Genomic DNA, 19,467 nt, shown 5'->3' on the forward strand with positions numbered 1-19,467 from the left:
GCTATGAAAATTCAAATACGAAACGAAAACTTTATACTTCATTCAAGCGGTGCTGTTTTTTGGGAAAAACAAAAAACGGTGATTATTTCTGATGTGCATTTGGGAAAAGTAACGCATTTTAGAAAACACGGAATTGCTATTCCGCAAAATGCCATTTCTGAAAATTTTAAAAGAATTACAGAAGTTTTGGATTATTTTCTTCCTGAAAAAATCATTTTTTTGGGAGATTTATTTCACAGCGCCAAAAATGCAGAATGGGATTTATTTGAAGAATGGACTGCCAATCATAATCAAGAAATTTATTTGATTGCAGGAAATCATGACATAATAGACCAAAAACATTATTATCAAATTGGAATTCTTGTGATTGATTCACTAGAGATAAATCATTTTCTCTTCACCCATCATCCTACAGAAAAAGAAGATTTTTTCAATTTCTCAGGACATATCCATCCTGGAATAATCCTCCGCGGATTGGGGCTCCAAAGCTTAAAACTGCGTTGTTTTTTTCAGAAAAGCAACCAAATAATACTGCCCGCTTTTGGAGAATTTACAGGGAAATTTATTATGAAGCCTGAACCAGATCATACTGTTTTTGCTATTGCTGGAGATGAAATTATTTTGATAAATAAAAACAATTGAGACAATCTATTTGATTTATTTACAATATTATAAAAAAGAAAATCTAAAGTATTTATTAAACTATCTCCTGCTTTGGCTAAAGGTAATTCAATAGAAAAAACAAAGAATTAAAAAACCCAGTAAAACTAAATTTACTGGGTTTTCTCGTTTAACTCTAAATTGTAATCATAAATTAAACATTATTGTTCGTCATTGTTCATTGCAGACATTAATAAGGTGTAAGCATTTTTGACAACCACTTTTGATGAGCTAGAAATGGCATCAGAAATAATCTGGCTATACCCTTCGTTTTTAACTCCAGACTTCACCTCTATCATTTGAAACTGATTGTTTCCAATAGCTGTAAACACATAAAACTTTCCTTCCCAACGCACTACAGCATCTTCTGGAACTGTAAGCGCTTTTTTATTTTCTATTTCCACTTCAGCATTTACAAAAAGTCCTGGCAAAAGTTCTGGGTTATAATTATTTACTTTACAAATAATCTCTGCTGCACGATCTCCATTCAAACTTTGATTGATAAAAGCGATTTTAGCAGCATATTTATTCACGTCTGAAGCATTTGTATATGCCATAACCGTTTGTCCTATTGAAAGCAAAGCCACGTCTTTTTCGAACGCATTTAAAGTTAGAACAATGTCTTTCTTATCAATTAATTCGAAAAGCATATCCGTAGGACTTACATATTTTCCAATGTTTACATTTACTTTAGAAACCAAGCCGTTTATTGGCGAAATCACTCGAATTGTTTTGCTTATATTTCCAACATTCAATGTTTTAGCATTAATCCCTAATAGATTTAATTTTTGTTCCAAAGAAGACATTGTGATGCGTTGCGTTCTCATTTCAGTCGTAATTTGTTCCAAAACTTTGTCGCTTGCCGCTTTGTTTGCATTTAGTTCTTTTTGTCTTCTTTGTTCATTTTGAGCCAATTCGAATTTCTCCTTCGCCATCAAATAATTTTGCTGCAATTCGATAAACTGCATATCTTCTAAAACCGCTAAAACCTGTCCCTTTTGCACATTCATTCCCGCAATAAGATTGGTGCTTTTCACATAACCTCCCAACGGAATACTAATACTGATTACACTTTTTGGCGGAACCGTTACCGTGCCTTGAAGCTGTAAAATCTCCTTTACATTTTTTACAGTCGGGTTACCACTTTCTAAACCTGCATTTTTAACTTGCTCTGTACTTAATTTAATGATATCAATGCTTTTAGTTTCAGCATTTTTAGCTTCCTCATTCTTCTTGTTTCCGCAAGAGATTAGAACTATAGCGCCTATGAACGCCGCAATATATTTTTTCATTTTAAATATTATTAAGATTTTGTAGTGTCACAACCGCTTTATTGTAAGCGTTAAGCGCGTCTAAATATTCACTTTTAATTGTAATAGCCTGATTGACTACTAAAACCCATTGCAAATAATCGATATCTCCATTTTGCAATTGACTGCTTGAAGCTTCGATAATGGTTTGAGCATTTTTTAATCCGTCAGTTTCATAATACTGTAGACTTTCTTGGTATTTTTTCAGCTCGCGATCTGCATTTTCAATGTTGGTTTTTACCTCGATTTTAGCAGCCTCAGAAAGCTCAACAAAGCTTTCGTATTCAGCCTTTGCGGCCTTTTTTCGTTCCGACTGACTTGTAAAAAATATCGGAATTGAAAGTCCTGCATTTACATAATTAAATCTTTGTCCACTACTATAATAAACATCTTGACCTGAATTATTAGTTTGAGTTCCGATAATGCTCAAATTGTTATATCCTAAGGTAATTTCAGGAAGTAATTTAGCTCCTTCTGTTTTCCATCTGAACTTAGCCGCTTCCGATTCAAATTGCGAACGCTGCACTGCTGGGAGATTTTCTGCTTTTAAATTTTCTATAGACGAACGATTTAAAACCGCTTTCAAATTCATCTTTTTTGGAGTGTGCTCCACCTTATCTTGAAGAATGGCATTAAACGAATTCAAAGCAATTTCAATATCACGGTTTACCATTACCAATTGATTGCTATAGAATTGTCTCGCAGATTGCGAAGCGCTTTTTTCCAAAACATTTGCTTCTCCCGCTTTAAATCTCAAATCTGATTTTTTCTCCATAATCCTGTAGATCGAATCAGCGTACACTAAAAGTTCTTTTTTGCTGTTTAACCACAAATAATCATAGTAAATATTTCGAACTCGGGTTTTAATTTCTTGCGAAGTCAATTGCACTTCGGCTTTAGCTTTATTAAAATCAGCTTTTAAGGCTTTTTTCTGATTGCTATAAACCGTTGGAAAAGCAAAAGTCTGGCTAATTCCAAAACGAGTATCATTTTGCGCGCTATTAAACTGTCCGTAATCGGCGTCTATTTGTGTTTGGGGAATATTATAAGCTGATTTCTGCAAGTAGCTTTTCGACTGCTCGTTTAATTTAGCCGATTTAATCGTTCTATTATTTTGAATTGCAATTGAAATGGATTCGTCAAGCGAAATTGGCAATTCTTGCGCTTTTGCCATATTCCCAATAAAAAGAATACTCAATAAAAGGGTTAAATTATTCATGTGCTTTTTTCTTTTTTTAGTAAAAACCTTAGTATGATACGTCATTAAATAAATTGCTGGAAGTACAAAAAGCGTTAAAAGAGTCGCTGTAACCAATCCGCCGATTACTACAGTTGCCAGTGGTCGCTGTACCTCTGCTCCTGCTCCGTTGCTCAACGCCATCGGAAGAAATCCGAGAGAAGCCACAGCTGCCGTCATCAAAACGGGACGCAATCTGTTTTTTGTTCCTAATAAAATAATCTGGAAAGGATCGGTAATTTCTCCTTGTTTCTGAATTCGATTGAACTCAGATATCAAAACAATTCCGTTTAAAACTGCAACACCAAAGAGTGCAATAAATCCAACTCCGGCAGAAATACTAAAAGGCATATCGCGCATTACCAGAGCAAATACTCCACCAATTGCAGATAACGGAATTGCCGTAAAAATGATAATTCCTTCTTTAAACGATCTAAAAGCAAAATACAACAGAGCAAAAATCATTAATAAAGCGGCTGGAACAGCAACTCCCAATCTGGCTTTTGCTTGCTGAAGGTTTTCAAAAGCCCCTCCATAAGTAATGTAATAGCCTGGATCAAATTTGATTTGCTGATTCACTTTTTTCTGCAACTCTTCCACGATAGATTGAACGTCTCTTCCACGAACATTAAATCCGACAATAATTCTGCGTTTTGCATTTTCTCTCTGAATCTGATTTGGACCTTCGACTTCTTCTACTTTTGCCACTTGATAAAGCGGAATCTGCATTCCTGAAGGCGTTGCAATTAAGAGGTTTCGAACATCTTCAATTCCTTTTCTTCCGTTATCTTCAACGCGAACCACCATGTCAAAACGTTTTTCACCTTCATAAATACTTCCAGCAACAGCACCTGCAAAAGCTGCGTTAATCGTTGCATTCACATCTGCAACACGCAAACTGTATTTTGCCATTTCTGCCCAATTATAATCAATTACGATTTGAGGCATTCCTGTTACTTTTTCTACGTACAAATCGGCTGCGCCTTCTACGGTTTTACTAATTGCTCCCAGTTTTTCTGCATATTCAGAAAGTTTTTGAAGATCTTCCCCGTAAATTTTACAAACCAAATCTTGTTTGGCTCCTGTCATTAACTCGTTAAAACGCATCTGAACAGGAAACTGAAATCCCGTGGTTACTCCTGGCGCAATTCGTTTAACGGTTTTGGTCATTTTATCTGCCAATTCAGGAAACGAAGAAGCACTTGTCCATTCCGACTTATCCTTTAAAACAATAATCATATCTCCGCCTTCAATGGGCATTGGATCGGTTGGAATTTCTGCGCTTCCAATTCTGGAAACAACTTGTTCTACCTCTGGATATTCTTTCTTTAATTCTTTAGAAATTCTTGTAATTGTTTCTGTTGTCGTAGAAAGATTGGTTCCTAGCAGCAATCGGGTTTCAACAGCAAAATCTCCTTCTTCCAATTGCGGAATAAACTCTCCACCCATTCTTCCGAACAATAAAACTGCTATTCCGAATAGTACAAATGCTCCAATAATAATTGCTTTTCTAATTCTTAATGCTTTAGTAAGCCAACCTTCATAAGCTTTTTCTAATCTTTCCATAATACGATCCGAAAGATTCTTTTTATGGCTGATTTTTTTGCTTAGAAACATAGCGCTAACCATTGGCACATAAGTAAGTGAGAGTATGAAGGCTCCTAAAATGGCAAAAGCAACAGTCTGCGCCATTGGCTTGAACATTTTGCCTTCAATACCTTGCAAAGAAAGAATCGGCAAATACACAATCAGAATGATAATTTGTCCAAAAACTGCTGCATTCATCATACGCGCTGCCGAGCCTGTAACCTCTTTATCCATTTCGTCTTGTGAAATATCATTTGTATTTTGATATTTTTTAGAACTGTGAAGATGATGCAGAATCGCTTCAACAATAATTACTGCCCCATCTACAATCAATCCGAAATCTAATGCCCCAAGACTCATTAAATTTCCGCTTACACCAAAAGTATTCATCATAATAATGGCAAAAAGCATCGCTAACGGAATTACAGAAGCTACAATAAAACCTGCTCTAAGATTTCCTAAGAATAAAACCAGAATTAAAACGACGATTAAAGCACCTTCAATTAAGTTTTTTTCTACAGTTCCAATGGCATTGTCTACCATTTTAGTTCGATCTAGAAAAGGCTCAATTTTTAAGCCTTCAGGAAGAATTTTCTCGATTTGAGCAATTTTATCTTTTACATTGACAATAACATTATTGGCGTTTTCACCTTTCAGCATCATTACAATTCCACCAACCGATTCTCCATATTCATCTGTCGTTAAAGCACCGTAGCGAATCGCTGAAGAAATCTTAACATCGGCAACATCTTTTATTAAAATAGGAAGTCCGCCTTGTGTGCTTTTAACTACAATGTTTTCAATATCTTTAAGGCTTTTAGCTAAACCAGTACTTCTAATGTATGAAACCGTTGGTCCTTTCTCGATATAAGCACCTCCAGTGTTTTCGTTACTACTGTTTAAAGCGGTAAAAACTTCACTTATCGTTAAATTCTGAGCTTTTAACCGTGCTGGATTTACAGCGATTTCATATTGTTTTAATTTTCCTCCAAAAGTAGAAACGTCAGCAATTCCTTTGGTTCCCAAAAGCTGCCTTCTGATTGTCCAATCTTGAATTGTTCGTAAATCTTCTAAGGAATATTTTTCTTCGTAACCTGGTTTTGGTTTTAAGACATATTGATAAATCTCTCCCAAACCAGTTGTTACAGGCGCCATTTCTGGAGAATTGGCGTTTCGGTCAATTTCTACCTGTTGCAATCTTTCAGCAATTTGCTGGCGCGCCCAATACACATCTGCATCATCTTCAAAAACGACGCTTACTAGCGAAAGTCCGAAACGCGAAATACTTCTGCTTTCCTTTAAATTCGGGATATTACTGATTGCTTGTTCGATTGGAAATGTAATTAATCTCTCTACATCTTCCGCGCCAAGCGATGGAGCTGTTGTAATAATTTGCACCTGATTATTAGTGATGTCTGGTACAGCATCAATTGGTAGTTGAGTAACCTCATACACACCGTAGATAATCCACAGCAGTGTAAAGATTCCAATTGCCAGTTTGTTCTTAACTGAGAACTGAATTACTTTATTAAGCATATTTTATTAATTAAAAAATAATAAATGAGCAACTGAAAACAATATGTCTCAGCCACTTCAAGAAAAATTTAGAAATTAATTATGCAATCGGAGGTCTAAATAAAGAAAGGAGATTAGGATCTGAAAAAAGATCTGATCGGTAAGTTGGAATTTTTGATTGTGGTAATTCTGGATTGAAAGGAACCGGAAGTAAGTCTTTGTTGTCTAAAATAAAAACAAAGTGAACCGAACTGCTGCTAATGGTTTTAAAAGGAAGCTGCATGTCTCGATCTCCGTCATTGTCTTTTAAATCTTCTCCCCAATAATGCATAGACAAGAAATCTACAAAGCTTACACCTTGAAGTTTTTTGTGTTCCTGAAAATGTTCAATCAGAATGGGCAGTTTATAAAACTGCTGTACAAAACTGCTATTTGAAGCTATTAGAAAAATGAATATGTAGACAATTAGTTTTCGCACGAAGCAAATTTAATTTAAATTCTCTAAGATTTCATCTTTTTAATATACTAAAAAGGTCTTTTAACAATTTAGAAATATCGAGTACTTCTTTTATTTGTACCAATATTAACCACGAATATTTATTATCAAATCGTCAAAATCCCATGTTATCTTTTTAGTTTTCAATGCTGATACACTTATTTATAAAACAAAAAACAAGTTAACTCTTATTGAATTAACTTGTTTCTTTTTAATTTTTATAACTGTATTTTTAGTACATAAATTATGAGCATTAAGCGTAAACTGAATTTCTTAAATTCATTCGTTTTTCTACTCAATTTTAACGCCATCAATAATCAAAGAATCACAAAGAAGGGAAATATAAGCACTTGTATAATCGGCCGTTAATTGATCACTTAAAGAATCAACTCTTCCTTTTGTAAAATCAAATTTTCGAGTAGGAAGCTTCCCAAATACATCGGTCATTGTAATCTGACCATCTACTCCTGCTTTGTTTTTCATCAAAACAGCCAACAAAGCAATATCTTGTTTTTCAAAATCAAGAGAAAAATAGTAATTATTTTTCACCTCAGATTTGTCAGTTCCATCTGCTGCAGCGAGACTAGTTTTCGTAAAAGAGAATGTTGCAGATCTCAATAAAGCTTTTACCGTTTTATTTCCGTCTTTCAAAGCGATTTCAATTTTAATTCGTCTATCCTCCTGCCCATAAGTTATTGATGAGATAAAAAGGCTAGCGACCATCAATAATGTAAAAAATTTCTTATTCATAATTTTTATAGTTTTAAAAATAATTTATAACAACAAGATTACTACTAAGATCAGCTTGCGACAATTCGAAATTGGCAAATGGATGTTTTAGATTTTTATTTGGTAATTCTATGCTAGTATCGAGAAAAAGCTCCTTTTAACCACTTCTACACCGAGACTTTACAAAGGATTTTCCTCTCAAATTTGAAGTGCGATTTTTTTGGTCAGTCTATTTTCAATTTGTACTTTGGTCTTAATTACCACAATATATGCACGAAAAAACTACTTTAAACCAGATAAAAAATGGGAAAACGAAATGGTTATTCTCGTTTCTGATTTTATTTTTCATCACCACTTTAAATGCACAAGTTTCGGCTGTAGAAAAAATTGCGGCCTATGGTTATTCTAAACGTTTTTCAGATTCATCTGCCAGTAAAAAAATTCAGCTACAAGCTCTTCATTTGGCTAAGAAAAAAAAGAATATCGACGATGAAGTTATTTGTTATTCGTATCTCGCTCTTACACAAAGACGTTTGTTGCATTTAAAAGAATTTACTCGTTATGCAGACACTGCGTATATTTTAGCCCAAAAAAGCAACAAAATAAGAGTAAAAGCTTTTGCTTCCTTAGCAATGGGAAATTTAAAGTCTTACATAGATGATAAGCCTCAGGCAATCGATCATTTATTGCATTCGTATACGCTTTTCTCAAAAATAAATGCTCACGATCAATGTGCTAAAATTGCGGCCGATATATCGTATCTATTTTCTCCAGCATCGCCAGAAAAGGTTCATAAATATGCACAAGAGGCATTAGAACATGCTTATAAAGCAAAAGATCCAGAAAGTAAATTGTATGCAAGATTAGCTTACGGAGGTTATTTGACCGATAAGCTTGAATCTGGAGCGGAGAAAGATTGGCAAAAGACTTTAGATTTTTTAAAAACTACAGTTGCACTTGCCGAAAAAGAATCTTTCGATATTATTAGCAAAAGCAATATCGGAATCGCCTACATCAATCTGGCCGATCTTTATTCTAAAGGTCCAAAACCAATTAATGAAACTGCATTGCTTGACAACCTTGAAAAAGCTACAGCAATTGCCAAAAAATACAATATTAAAATTATCTACAGAAGCGCCATAGGTCTTCAAGGTTTTTACTATACCGAAAAAGGAAATTATGTAAAAGCCGAAATGCTTTTTATTGAAGGAATAAAATACCAGCTTAGCCTACCTTATACCGATAATTATTTATTAGCTACCTTTTACAATTGCTTAAAAGAAGTTTCTGCAAAACGTCATGATTTTGAAGCGTATTATGCATACGATACATTGTTTACGAAATACAATCAGTTAAAATATAATGAAACCACTCAGAAGCTTTTCCAAAATGCAGATGCCAGATTTGAGTCTTCCAAAAAAATGGAGCGTATAAAACAGCTTGAATTGGAAAATAAACTGGAGCAGCAAAATAAACTTTTAGGTTATGGAATTGCTGGAGTTCTTTTGCTTGGACTTGTTTTTATGTTTCGTTCTTACTATTTCAGACAGCGTTATTATTTAAAGCGTGAGGAAATTTTAAAGCAAGAACAAACCAACAGTGAATTGAAACTGCAATTAATGGAAAAAGAAACCATCGAAAACCTCGCAACCAGACTTTCGTTAGAAAGAAGATTATTGCTATCTCAAATGGATCCGCATTTTATTTTTAATGCTTTGGGGAATATTCAGAGTATGATTTTGCAGAAAGATACAATTCCGGCGGTTTCTTATTTAAATAAATTTGCCAAACTCACACGCCAGATTCTAGAACAATCGAGAAAAGAAACCATTTCGTTAGAAGAAGAAATAGGAACTTTAAAAAATTACATAGAATTGCAACAATTGCGTCTTAATAATAGTTTCGAATATGCTATTGTTTGCGACGAATCTGTTGAAGAAGATATTCTTATTCCGCCACTTTTGATTCAGCCTTTTATTGAAAATGCTGTTGAACACGGATTAAAACCAAAACCAAAAGAAAAAAAAGGTGTATTACAAATTAATTTCTCACAGCAAACGCAGCAAAAAAATCTAATCTGTACCATAAAAGACAATGGAATCGGACTTGCAGCTTCGAGAAAATTGAAAACAAACGAAAATCATAAATCTCTTTCTACAACAATTACTGACGAAAGATTAGCTAAAATGCAAAAAGACCATCCCTATGCTGGTTTTCAGGTTTTAGAACGCAATGCAGACAACGGAGAAACGGGCTGCATAGTTATTATTAATATTCCAATATTGTAAAAAATGTACAAAACTATCATTATAGAAGACGAACAGCGTATTAGAGAAGCTTTATCCATCATGTTGGAAATGGTTGCTCCAGAAGAAATTCAGATTATCGCTTACGCTGAAAGCGTTGAAGAAGCTGTAAAACTAATTGACCGGATGCAGCCCGATTTGGTTTTTATGGATATTATGCTTCAAAACGGAACTGGATTTGATGTTCTAAAACAAATTTCCTTCAACTCTTTTCATCTTATTTTTACGACTGCTTACGAACAGCATGCCATTAGCGCCTTCAAATACAGCGCAATAGACTATCTTCTAAAACCAATTGATCCAGATGAACTTAGAACTGCAATTGAAAGGATTTCGCTTTTACAAGAAAGAGTTTTAGAAAAACAGCAATTAAGCGAATTGCAAAACAATCTTTCTAAAACTCCCGACCGAATTATATTGCCCACTCAAGAAGCTATGTATGTAGTGAAATTAGAACAAATTACAAGATGTGAGACTTCTGGTTCTTACACCACTTTCTTTTTGACCGACGGCCGAAAAATTATGGTTTCTAAGCCTTTAAAAAATTATGAAGATTTGCTTGAACCTCCAATGTTCTTTCGCGTTCATCAGTCGCATTTGATCAATGTAAATTCAATTATAAGTTATTCTCGCGAAGGAATGGTTCATATGAATGATAAATCGGTTGTGCCCATTTCGAGAGGAAAAAAAGAGCAGTTTTTCAAATTAATGAAAGAGGAAATTTAACCTTTCGAAAAACACATTTTACATCTTACCGATTTAAATACAACAAATACCAACCAAAAAGCACAGTAGACAAAGTAACTATTCCAAGTCCTATTCATAGCAGCTATTTTTGAACCAATAAATAACTTAAACTATGAATAATAAAACCCTTTCTATTCTTAGCTATGTCACTATTATTGGTTGGATTATAGCTTTTGTTAAAAGTAAAGATTTAACCCCTAAAAGTGATTTGGTGAGATACCATTTAAAACAAGGATTCGGAATTTTTCTGGTTTCCTTAGTCGTAAATGTTGCTTTGTCTATTATTGTAACTATCGTTCCAGCGCTTTACTTTTTAAGCTACATTGGATACGTTATTTTTATTTTATGGATTTTCGGAATCATAAATGCTGCTAACGAACAAAAGAAACCAATTCCGTTAGTGGGACAAGTTTTTGAAGATAAATTCAGCTTTATTGACTAATCTGTCTTGCTTTTTTTAGCTGACGTTTTTATTTTTTGGATGTAGGAGATGATTCTCAGAGAACTTCATTGGCTATGGTAGCACTGAATAGTATTTGAGGATCTTTCTACTTTATATCTAACAAATTTATGCCAATCCTTCCAATTGCTGAAAAACAGGAATTAAAGCTTTTCCTTTTTCTGTTAAATTATACTCGATATGAAGAGGTTTCAGCTTGATAGTTAGCTTTTCGAGTAGTCCTTCTTCTTCCAATTCTTTTAAAGCTGTAGCCAAAGATTGCTTATTTGAGCCCTGAATTTGACGCAGCAAATTATTAAAACGTAAAGGCGATTCTGTAGCCAAACGAAAAATTTCTGCCTTCCATTTGCCAGATAGCATTTTTAGGAGTCTTTGTGCCGGACAAGTTTCTATTTCTTCCATAATTATTTGGGGTAGTCAAAAAAAAATGACCTATTGTTTTCGAAAGTTTTTTAATTAAAATTTGCTTTAATTCTAAGTAAAAATATAAAATGAAAGCAAAGAAACCAAGCGAAATGAGTGTTGAAGAGTTATTAAAAACGCAAAAAACAATTAAAACAACAATTAAGGTTTTGATTCTAATTGCTATTGTATTACTTCTCATTATTGTTTTTATTTTCCTCGAAAAAGGTTTTTTAACTTTAATGATCTTTCCATTATCTATGGCTTTCCTTATTGTCAATTCTAATTTTCTAAAAGAAATTCAAGAAGAAATCGCTTCAAGAAACCTAGAATAAAATCACAAATTGAAATAGGTTTCTTTATTTAAATTTCATTTTTCTTAACGGAAAGTCTTGCAAAAAAAATTACATTTGGTCTCCCTAAATAAGCCCATAAATTATGATTATTAGCAAAAAGACTTTTTATTTTTTCTCCCTATTTTTACTTCTATTATTTTCGCAGTTTAACTACGCGCAACAGCAGCAAACAGTTAAAAAAGAAAGCCGTGGAAGACTATTTAACGACTCGACAGCCACAGACAGCGATTACTTAATGGCCATCGAAAAAGCCAGTGAAGTATTAGAATCTGCCTACAATGATATTGATTTTGCAGGCGATACGCGTCATCTTTTTGGCGAAATGAAACGTACAGAAAGCAAGCTTGATTTAATCTTAGCTAGTTTAAAAGGAGCAAATCCGAATGTGCGCAACCAACAGATGTACCGATTAGTTTTACAAGAAATCCAACAGGAATTAGAAGAACAAAACAAGGCTATTAATGCTAAAAACCTGGATCTTGAAAACATTAAAAAACGTGTAATTGATCTTCGTAAAGACAAAACTTTAATTAGTTTATTAAAAGACACCATTCGTCGCAAGCAGTTTCAAAAAGAGTTCGGAAATCTTAAAAAAAGATACCTTGCCACTGATAGTTTAATGACGAAAAACCAGACTACTTTAAACAATAAAAAACGACTTACCGTACAACGAAAAATTTCTGTTTCTAATGCTTTGGTGGCCGTTGAAGGAAAACTCGAAAAATCTGGAATCAGTATTTTCAATAAAGAATATCCTTCTTTATGGCAGATTAATGATTCTGCAGCAAAGAAAAAAGTAACACACAATATAAAAGCAAAAATTATAATTGAAGAAAATGTGGCCGCTTATTACTTAGGTTACAAAGCAGGCGGACTTATCACCCTATTTTTCTTTATGGGTCTTTTATTTTGGTATATTTCTCGAAATATCAAATACCTTAATACAAATGGTTATGCTGAAAACCTACAGCTTTTAAACTTTAAATATTTAAATCGAGGTGTTTTATTGCCCATTTTAGTCATTGCACTAAACATTGCTGTAGTGACCAATTTATACGCTCCTGCTCTATTTTTAGAATTAATTCAGCTTTTCTTGCTTGGGGTTTTAATCTTCCTTTTCAAGAATCAATGGTCTGGAGTTGCCATGAGAAATTGGCTTTTCCTTTTAGGATTATTCTTTGCCCTTTGTTTCTTGGACTTGTTTATTACAATCGGATTATTGCAGCGATTTGCTTTTGTAGCGATTAATGTTTTAGGTATTCGTTACGGTTTGGTTCAGATTAAAACACTTAAAGAAGAACTTTATATAAAAGGCTTTTTTAAATGGGCAAGTATCATTTTTATTGGCTTGAATGTCTTATCTATTCTTTACAATTTATTTGGAAGAGTTTCTCTTTCTAATATGTTAAGCATTACAGCTTTTATATCGCTTACTCAAATTGTTGCTTTAAGTGTACTTTTGAAGATTATTTTGGAAATTATTTTGCTTCAAATTTATACGACTAGAGTGAAAAGAGGAATTGAAAAAATGTTTGATTACGAAAGTTTATCAGATACCTTGAAAAAGCCTTTTATTATTGCAATTAGCTATATGTGGCTGATTGTAATTGCTTCAAATTTGAACATATGGGAATCACTTCGCGGTGCTTTAGCCAAGTTATTAAGTCATCCAAATACCATTGGAAGCATCACTTTTACTTTAGGCAATGTCGTTTTATTCTTTATTATTATCTGGGCTGCGCATTTACTACAGAAATATGTTGCTTATTTCTTTGGCGAAATTGACGATGAAAACGAAGAGAACATCAATAAAAGACAACATTCAAAATTGCTTATTACCCGATTAGTCGTTTTAATAAGTGGTTACCTGCTTGCTGTTGCTGCTTCTGGAATGCCATTAGATAAACTGAGTATTCTTTTAGGTGCTTTGGGTGTCGGTGTCGGACTTGGACTTCAGAATGTGGTTAATAATTTTGTTTCTGGAATTATTTTAATTTTCGATAAACCAATTCAAGTTGGAGACGTTGTAGAAATTAGTTCCGAATCTGGCCGAATCAAATCTATGGGACTTCGTACCACTAAAATTAATGCTCCAAACGGCGCTGAAATCATTATTCCGAATGGTAACTTATTATCTCAAAATATCACGAACTGGACGTATACTGACAATTTTAAACTGGTTGAAATCACTTTTGAAATTAATGGAGAAACAATTCCAGAGGAAATCAATACTGTAGTAAATGAAACGCTTGCCAATCTTCCATTGGTGAACAATTCAAAACCATCACAAATATACTACAGCTCAATTTCTGATGGAAAATATAAACTTCTAATCAAGTTCTGGTGCAGTATTTACCGAACCGAAGAAACGATAAGTTCAGCGAGACAAGAACTTTATATTAGTTTCAAAAATAAAGGTTTAACTTTCTCAAGTTAAATTTAAAACATAAAAGGCGGTAATTGATTACCGCCTTTTTTTATGCAATACTGTTTGTAATTTTTCTTATTTTTATAGTAATATGTTAAATAATAACATTTTACTTAAAAACAGGTAAAAACCCGTGCACCCACAATTTAGTTATAAAGTAATTTAGCATTGTAGTAAAATACTACCAAAAACTAAAATTAACTATTAAATTAAAAAATCATGGATGAAGAACTAATGGGTACAATTAAAATTTTTGCAGGAAATTTTGCTCCTAAAGGCTATATGCTTTGTGCAGGACAATTATTATCTGTAGCGCAAAACAGTGCTTTGTTTGCAATTTTAGGTACAACTTATGGTGGAAATGGAACTACTACATTTGCCTTGCCTAATTTGCAAGGTGTTGTCCCTATTGGACAAGGAAATAATCCGGCCGCTGGTGGCGCTTACACTCTTGGTGAAGTAGGTGGAACTCCAAATACAAATATTTTAACAAGTAATTTGCCTGCTCACAACCATGTTGGGCCAGGTACAATTTCAGTTACTAGTGCAGAAGCAACTGATTCTACACCTGTACAAGGTGCATCAATTGCTGTTCCTGGACAACTTGTTGCCAGAGTATTTACTCCAACATTAGGTTTTGCGACATCAACACCAAGTGTTAAACTACTCAGCGAAGTTACCACTGGTGCTACTGGAAATAATGTTCCGATCAACAACATGCAACCTTATTTAGCAATAAACTACATTATTTGTGTTTCAGGAATTTTTCCTTCTAGAAATTAATTGCTTTTTTTTTAATCTGTATGTCCATTTAGGTATTTCACTAAAATCGTATACAAATTGAATTTCTGAATAATCCTTTATTACGTACATAGAAACTACACAATAAGGATTTGTAATGTAAGATTCCGCCGTTTTTAATTCTATGTCTTCAAATATTTTTATTTCAGTAAATAGACATACATCAGGATGATTACTAAAATTATCAGGAAGAGAATAATAATTTGTTTCAAATTTTGAGTCATTATTTTCTCCCAAAAAATGTTCTTTGTTTATTGTTAATAATCTATCAACAAATACATTGTATATATAGGGCTGCATATTTTTGTAGCCCTTTATTCCGTTTATGTCGATTTTAAGAGAAGGTTCGTAGTTAAAAAAAGTAAAGGCTAAATTAATTTTAATTTCTTGTGGAATAAAAATTGCGTTTTCGGGTATTTGCTTCATTATATTTCTACTAATAGCAACTTGGGGTTCTCTGGTTAAAGCATAATGCATCGTTTCAGAAACAGCGAGATCGACAACAAAATCTTTCGGTATTATATAAGTTGTTGCATCTGTCTCTATTGTATGGAGGTTATAATCTTCAAGACCAATTTTGGAGATGATGTTTCGTACCGATTCTATAGAAGATTTATTAATATCAATCAAGACAGCATTAATCCTCTCTTTATTAAGCAATGGAAGTAAAGGCAGAATTAATGTTGCATAAGGGCCGCAGCCCGCATAAAGTATATTGATTTTTCTACAGGAGAAAAGGGTGTCTAAATTATTTATAGCTTTATAAATACCTTTAATAAAATGAATCGTACGCAGATAATCGTCAACACAATCTGCTGCACCAGAACTAGACAATGCGATACCTCCTTGTACTACTATTTCATTATTATCTGAATGTTCATCTTTGAGAATCTTTTGATAAAAAACAGAAAGCTTTTGAGCCCAATGTATATATTCATCATCATTATTTGATGCAATAATAGATTTGACAATAATTTTAAGTTCTTGCTTATACATATATGATATTTAATGTCTTGAATATAAGTTAAAATACAATACAACAATACTAAAAGTATACCTAATAAAAGAAAAATTATGAAAAAACTCTACTTATTAATACTATTTCTAATTCTTGCGATACCAAAGGTAAATTCGCAGACAACTGAAATGTTTGAAAGTGCGGCGGCAAATACTGCAAGTTTTACCTCTGGCACAAAGACTTTTAATTTAACGGGGCCATTTGGATTTACAGTTGCAAACATCGCTGGTACAGGCTATAACGGAACCGCACGGTACATACAAGTTGCAGACCCCACAGGCGCATACGGACAGACAGCGGCTATTAGTGTAGCCGCTGGGACATTTAAAATAAATAGCTTTTATTTTTTTGTATCTGGAAGTCCTACCTATGTACCTTCTGCTACACTGGGTAATGGTCCTGGTTCTATAACTTTCAGGGGCAAACTTGCAGGAAACATTGTATTTACTGTTGTCAGAAATACTACTGGTGCAAGCACACCGTCTACCTTACCTGGAAATGGCTTTACCTTGGTAGATTTTGCTACTGAGGGAGGTTCAAACAACAGCAACCAAATAATTGATCAGTTAGAAATTGAATTGAGCAGTAATTATGATTATTTTGCGATTGATAATTTTACATTTTCAAATGGAATTGCTTCTCCAACAGTAACTACAAATACTCCTGTAACAAATTTTGGTGCAATTACAGCTATCTTAGGAGGTACAAACGATAATGGCGGTGATACTAGTGTCCTTGATAGAGGCATTCTTTGGTCGTTAACTACAAATCCTGTCATTAATGGTACTGGCGTAACGAAAGTAGCAGCAACGCCACTTAATGGCACTGGTGCCTTTACTGTAAATACAACTGGACTTCCATCTGGGACAACAATATATTACAGAGCATATGCAGAGAATTCGGTAGGAATAGCTTACGGAAATACATCTTCATTTACAACCAATGCTGCCCTATCTGCTACACAATCACAAACAATTGCTTGTAGTGGTTCTAGTAACGCAACAGCAACAGTAACTCCTTCAGGAGGAAAATCTCCATATACCTATTCATGGTCTCCATCGGGAGGAACTGGAGCAACTGCTTCTAGCCTATCCCCAATTAATTATTCTGTTACAATAACAGATAATGAAGGAACTTCAATACAAAAAAACTTTACTATAGTTCAAAACACCGCTATATCTGGAACAACTAATATTACAAATGTATCATGTAACGGAGGGAACAATGGTTCTATAGATCTTACTCCTACAGGAGGCAGTGGATCTTACACGTATAACTGGGGAGGCGGCATAACAACACAAGATAGAACAAATCTTACGGCAGGTACTTATTCTGTTACTATTACAGATTCTAATAATTGTAGCGGGGTTGTAAGCAATATTACGGTTGGCCAGCCTACAGCAGCAATTAGCGGATCAACAGTTATAACACATGTAGCATGCGACGGAGGAAATACTGGAGCGATAAACCTTACTCCAACTGGAGGAACTGGAACTTATACGTTCTTATGGAGTGATGGCGCTACGACTGAAGACAGATCAGGACTTACAGCAGGTTCATACTCTGTTACAATTACGGATAGTAATAGCTGCAGTTATACTATTAACAGTATTGGAGTAACCCAGCTTCCTTTAATTAATGGAATAGCAACCATAACGCATGTTGCGTGTAATGGAGGAAATACTGGATCCATAAACTTTACACCAGGCGGTGGTACAGGACCTTATACCTATCAATGGAATGATGGACCTACTACGGAAGACAGAATGGGACTTACTTCTGGCACGTATAGCATTACAGTAACCGATGCCTCATTATGCCAAAAAACATTTTCTTATACGGTTAATCAGCCTGCAACAGCTTTAAGCGCAGCAACGGGAGGAGGTAAAACAGATGTATCTTGCAATGGAGGTGCTAATGGTACTGCAACAGTTGCACCAACTGGGGGAACTCCTACTTATACTTATTCTTGGAATACAACTCCTGTCCAAACAACTGCAACTGCAACGGGACTTACTGCGGGTACTTATACGGTAACAGTAACCGATGCTAACAACTGTCAAACAACCAGAAGCTTCACTATTAACCAGCCTACCGCACCTTTAAGCGCAGCAACGGGCGGGAGCCAAACAGATCTACCTTGTAATGGAGGTATGAATGGTACAGCAACGGTTTTAGCAACGGGTGGAACTCCTACTTATACGTATTCATGGAATACAACTCCTGTCCAAACAACTGCAACTGCAACAGGACTTGCTGCGGGTACTTATACGGTAACAGTAACCGATGCTAATGGATGCCAAGCAACCAGAAGCTTCACTATTAACCAGCCAACCGCAGCTTTAAACCTAGCTGTTGGTGGAGGCAAAACAGACGTGTCTTGTAATGGAGGTGCTAATGGTACTGCAACAGTTGCACCAACTGGGGGAACTCCTACTTATACTTATTCTTGGAATACAACTCCTATCCAAACAACTGCAACTGCAACGGGACTTGCTGCGGGTACTTATACGGTAACAGTAACCGATGCAAACAACTGTCAAACAACCAGAAGCTTCACTATTAACCAGCCTACCGCACCTTTAAGCGCAGCAACGGGCGGCAGCCAAACAGATGTATCTTGCAATGGAGGCAGTAACGGAACAGCAATGGTTATACCATCAGGAGGAACTGGAACTTATTCTTACTCTTGGAATACAACTCCTGTCAAAACAACTGCTACAGCAACGGGACTTGCTGCGGGTACTTATACGGTAACAGTAACCGATGCTAATGGATGCCAAACAACCAGAGACTTTACTATATCAGAACCACCTGCTCTTGTTGCAAGTATAGGTTCTCAATCTGATGCTTCTTGCAATGGTGGAACAAATGGTCAAGCAACAGTAAATGTCGTAGGAGGAACTGGAACTTATACTTATTCATGGGCACCTTCTGGAGGAACTGCTGCAACTGCTTCTGGGCTTGCTGAGGGTACTTATACGGTAACTGTTAAAGATGCTAATTTATGTCAGACTACACAAAGTTTTACCATTTCACAACCGCCAATTTTAAGCGCTACAAAATCACATACAGATGCTCTTTGTAATGGTTCTTCTACAGGAACTGCGACAGTTACTCCCGCAGGAGGAAACGGTGGATATACCTATCTTTGGGCACCTTCTGGAGGAAATGCTGCTACAGCTACTGGCCTTACACAAGGTACTTATACCTGCACAATTACTGATGCTAAAGGATGTTCAATCACAGAAAGTTTTACAATTAATCAGCCTTCTGCATTAACAGCTACTACTGCTCAAATGGATGCTACTTGTAGTATTGGCGGACAAGCAGGCGTTACAGCTGCTGGAGGTGCTGGAAGTTATACTTATGAATGGACTCCTGGAGGCGCTACAAGTGCAATAATTACCAATTT

13 protein-coding genes and 1 pseudogene are annotated in these 19,467 nt (G+C 34.9%); 8 read left to right on the plus strand and 6 right to left on the minus strand.

The genetic code is table 11. The features are described 5' to 3' along the window. The first annotated feature begins 3 nt into the window (after nt 1–3). Nucleotides 4–642 carry a ligase-associated DNA damage response endonuclease PdeM gene (pdeM, locus tag M0M44_RS18230; protein WP_248726963.1) on the plus strand — a complete coding sequence of 213 codons (639 nt, stop codon included), beginning with the start codon at nt 4–6 and terminating at the stop codon, nt 640–642. Between the two features lie 179 nt (nt 643–821). On the opposite strand, the gene M0M44_RS18235 is transcribed toward pdeM, so the two are convergent. From M0M44_RS18235 to M0M44_RS18250, 4 genes are all read right to left on the minus strand, one after another. Then, the gene (locus tag M0M44_RS18235) at nt 822–1,952 is read right to left on the minus strand and encodes an efflux RND transporter periplasmic adaptor subunit (RefSeq protein ID WP_248726964.1); all 1,131 of its coding nucleotides are present in this window, start codon (nt 1,950–1,952) and stop codon (nt 822–824) included. Nucleotide 1,953: 1 nt separating this feature from the next. Further along, the gene (locus tag M0M44_RS18240) at nt 1,954–6,330 is read right to left on the minus strand and encodes a CusA/CzcA family heavy metal efflux RND transporter (protein WP_248726965.1); all 4,377 of its coding nucleotides are present in this window, start codon (nt 6,328–6,330) and stop codon (nt 1,954–1,956) included. 79 nt (nt 6,331–6,409) lie between these two features. Continuing rightward, the gene (locus M0M44_RS18245) at nt 6,410–6,787 is read right to left on the minus strand and encodes a hypothetical protein (RefSeq protein WP_248726966.1); all 378 of its coding nucleotides are present in this window, start codon (nt 6,785–6,787) and stop codon (nt 6,410–6,412) included. 309 nt (nt 6,788–7,096) lie between these two features. Then, nucleotides 7,097–7,555, minus strand: a complete 459-nt coding sequence (locus M0M44_RS18250; protein WP_248726967.1) for a hypothetical protein — start codon at nt 7,553–7,555, stop codon at nt 7,097–7,099. Nucleotides 7,556–7,803: 248 nt separating this feature from the next. Between M0M44_RS18250 and M0M44_RS18255 the strand changes: the two genes are divergently transcribed. The 3 genes from M0M44_RS18255 (at nt 7,804) to M0M44_RS18265 (ending at nt 11,029) form a co-directional block, all read left to right on the plus strand. Further along, nucleotides 7,804–9,822 (plus strand): sensor histidine kinase, encoded by a 2,019-nt coding sequence (locus tag M0M44_RS18255; protein ID WP_248726968.1) that lies wholly within the window; start codon nt 7,804–7,806, stop codon nt 9,820–9,822. A gap of 3 nt (nt 9,823–9,825) precedes the next feature. Continuing rightward, complete coding sequence (locus tag M0M44_RS18260) at nt 9,826–10,566, plus strand: LytR/AlgR family response regulator transcription factor (RefSeq protein ID WP_248726969.1); 741 nt, start codon at nt 9,826–9,828, stop codon at nt 10,564–10,566. 133 nt (nt 10,567–10,699) lie between these two features. Next, nucleotides 10,700–11,029, plus strand: coding sequence for a DUF4870 domain-containing protein (locus M0M44_RS18265; protein ID WP_095930035.1), 330 nt, complete (start codon nt 10,700–10,702; stop codon nt 11,027–11,029). 126 nt (nt 11,030–11,155) lie between these two features. Here the strand turns inward: M0M44_RS18265 and M0M44_RS18270 are convergent, their stop codons facing one another. Next, nucleotides 11,156–11,449 carry a winged helix-turn-helix transcriptional regulator gene (locus tag M0M44_RS18270; protein WP_248726970.1) on the minus strand — a complete coding sequence of 98 codons (294 nt, stop codon included), beginning with the start codon at nt 11,447–11,449 and terminating at the stop codon, nt 11,156–11,158. 89 nt (nt 11,450–11,538) lie between these two features. Between M0M44_RS18270 and M0M44_RS18275 the strand changes: the two genes are divergently transcribed. The 3 genes from M0M44_RS18275 to M0M44_RS18285 all read left to right on the plus strand — a co-directional run bounded on the left by M0M44_RS18275 (nt 11,539) and on the right by M0M44_RS18285 (nt 15,016). Then, nucleotides 11,539–11,784 (plus strand): hypothetical protein, encoded by a 246-nt coding sequence (locus tag M0M44_RS18275; protein ID WP_248726971.1) that lies wholly within the window; start codon nt 11,539–11,541, stop codon nt 11,782–11,784. A 103-nt stretch (nt 11,785–11,887) separates the two neighbouring features. After that, on the plus strand, nt 11,888–14,242 hold the full coding sequence (locus tag M0M44_RS18280; protein ID WP_248726972.1) for a mechanosensitive ion channel family protein: 2,355 nt from the start codon (nt 11,888–11,890) through the stop codon (nt 14,240–14,242). 210 nt (nt 14,243–14,452) lie between these two features. Further along, nucleotides 14,453–15,016, plus strand: a complete 564-nt coding sequence (locus M0M44_RS18285; protein ID WP_248726973.1) for a phage tail protein — start codon at nt 14,453–14,455, stop codon at nt 15,014–15,016. On the opposite strand, the gene M0M44_RS18290 is transcribed toward M0M44_RS18285, so the two are convergent. After that, nucleotides 14,990–16,030, minus strand: coding sequence for an SAM-dependent methyltransferase (locus M0M44_RS18290; RefSeq protein ID WP_248726974.1), 1,041 nt, complete (start codon nt 16,028–16,030; stop codon nt 14,990–14,992). The two genes, M0M44_RS18285 and M0M44_RS18290, sit on opposite strands and share 27 nt — an antisense overlap. 150 nt (nt 16,031–16,180) lie before the next feature. Between M0M44_RS18290 and M0M44_RS23940 the strand changes: the two are divergent. Beyond that, nucleotides 16,181–19,171: pseudogene (locus M0M44_RS23940) on the plus strand (hypothetical protein); the annotation flags it as partial. Nucleotides 19,172–19,467 lie beyond the last annotated feature (296 nt).

Origin of the sequence: Flavobacterium humidisoli (assembly GCF_023272795.1) — a bacterium.
Classification (GTDB): Bacteria; Bacteroidota; Bacteroidia; order Flavobacteriales; family Flavobacteriaceae; genus Flavobacterium; species Flavobacterium humidisoli.

Excerpts from the sequence above, each read along its gene's own strand:
- pdeM (WP_248726963.1), top strand. The coding sequence starts at position 4 with ATGAAAATTCAAATACGAAACGAAAACTTTATACTTCATTCAAGCGGT.
- M0M44_RS18235 (WP_248726964.1), bottom strand. The coding sequence starts at position 1,952 with ATGAAAAAATATATTGCGGCGTTCATAGGCGCTATAGTTCTAATCTCT.
- M0M44_RS18240 (WP_248726965.1), bottom strand. The coding sequence starts at position 6,330 with ATGCTTAATAAAGTAATTCAGTTCTCAGTTAAGAACAAACTGGCAATT.
- M0M44_RS18250 (WP_248726967.1), bottom strand. The coding sequence starts at position 7,555 with ATGAATAAGAAATTTTTTACATTATTGATGGTCGCTAGCCTTTTTATC.
- M0M44_RS18255 (WP_248726968.1), top strand. The coding sequence starts at position 7,804 with ATGCACGAAAAAACTACTTTAAACCAGATAAAAAATGGGAAAACGAAA.
- M0M44_RS18260 (WP_248726969.1), top strand. The coding sequence starts at position 9,826 with ATGTACAAAACTATCATTATAGAAGACGAACAGCGTATTAGAGAAGCT.
- M0M44_RS18265 (WP_095930035.1), top strand. The coding sequence starts at position 10,700 with ATGAATAATAAAACCCTTTCTATTCTTAGCTATGTCACTATTATTGGT.
- M0M44_RS18270 (WP_248726970.1), bottom strand. The coding sequence starts at position 11,449 with ATGGAAGAAATAGAAACTTGTCCGGCACAAAGACTCCTAAAAATGCTA.
- M0M44_RS18275 (WP_248726971.1), top strand. The coding sequence starts at position 11,539 with ATGAAAGCAAAGAAACCAAGCGAAATGAGTGTTGAAGAGTTATTAAAA.
- M0M44_RS18280 (WP_248726972.1), top strand. The coding sequence starts at position 11,888 with ATGATTATTAGCAAAAAGACTTTTTATTTTTTCTCCCTATTTTTACTT.
- M0M44_RS18285 (WP_248726973.1), top strand. The coding sequence starts at position 14,453 with ATGGATGAAGAACTAATGGGTACAATTAAAATTTTTGCAGGAAATTTT.
- M0M44_RS18290 (WP_248726974.1), bottom strand. The coding sequence starts at position 16,030 with ATGTATAAGCAAGAACTTAAAATTATTGTCAAATCTATTATTGCATCA.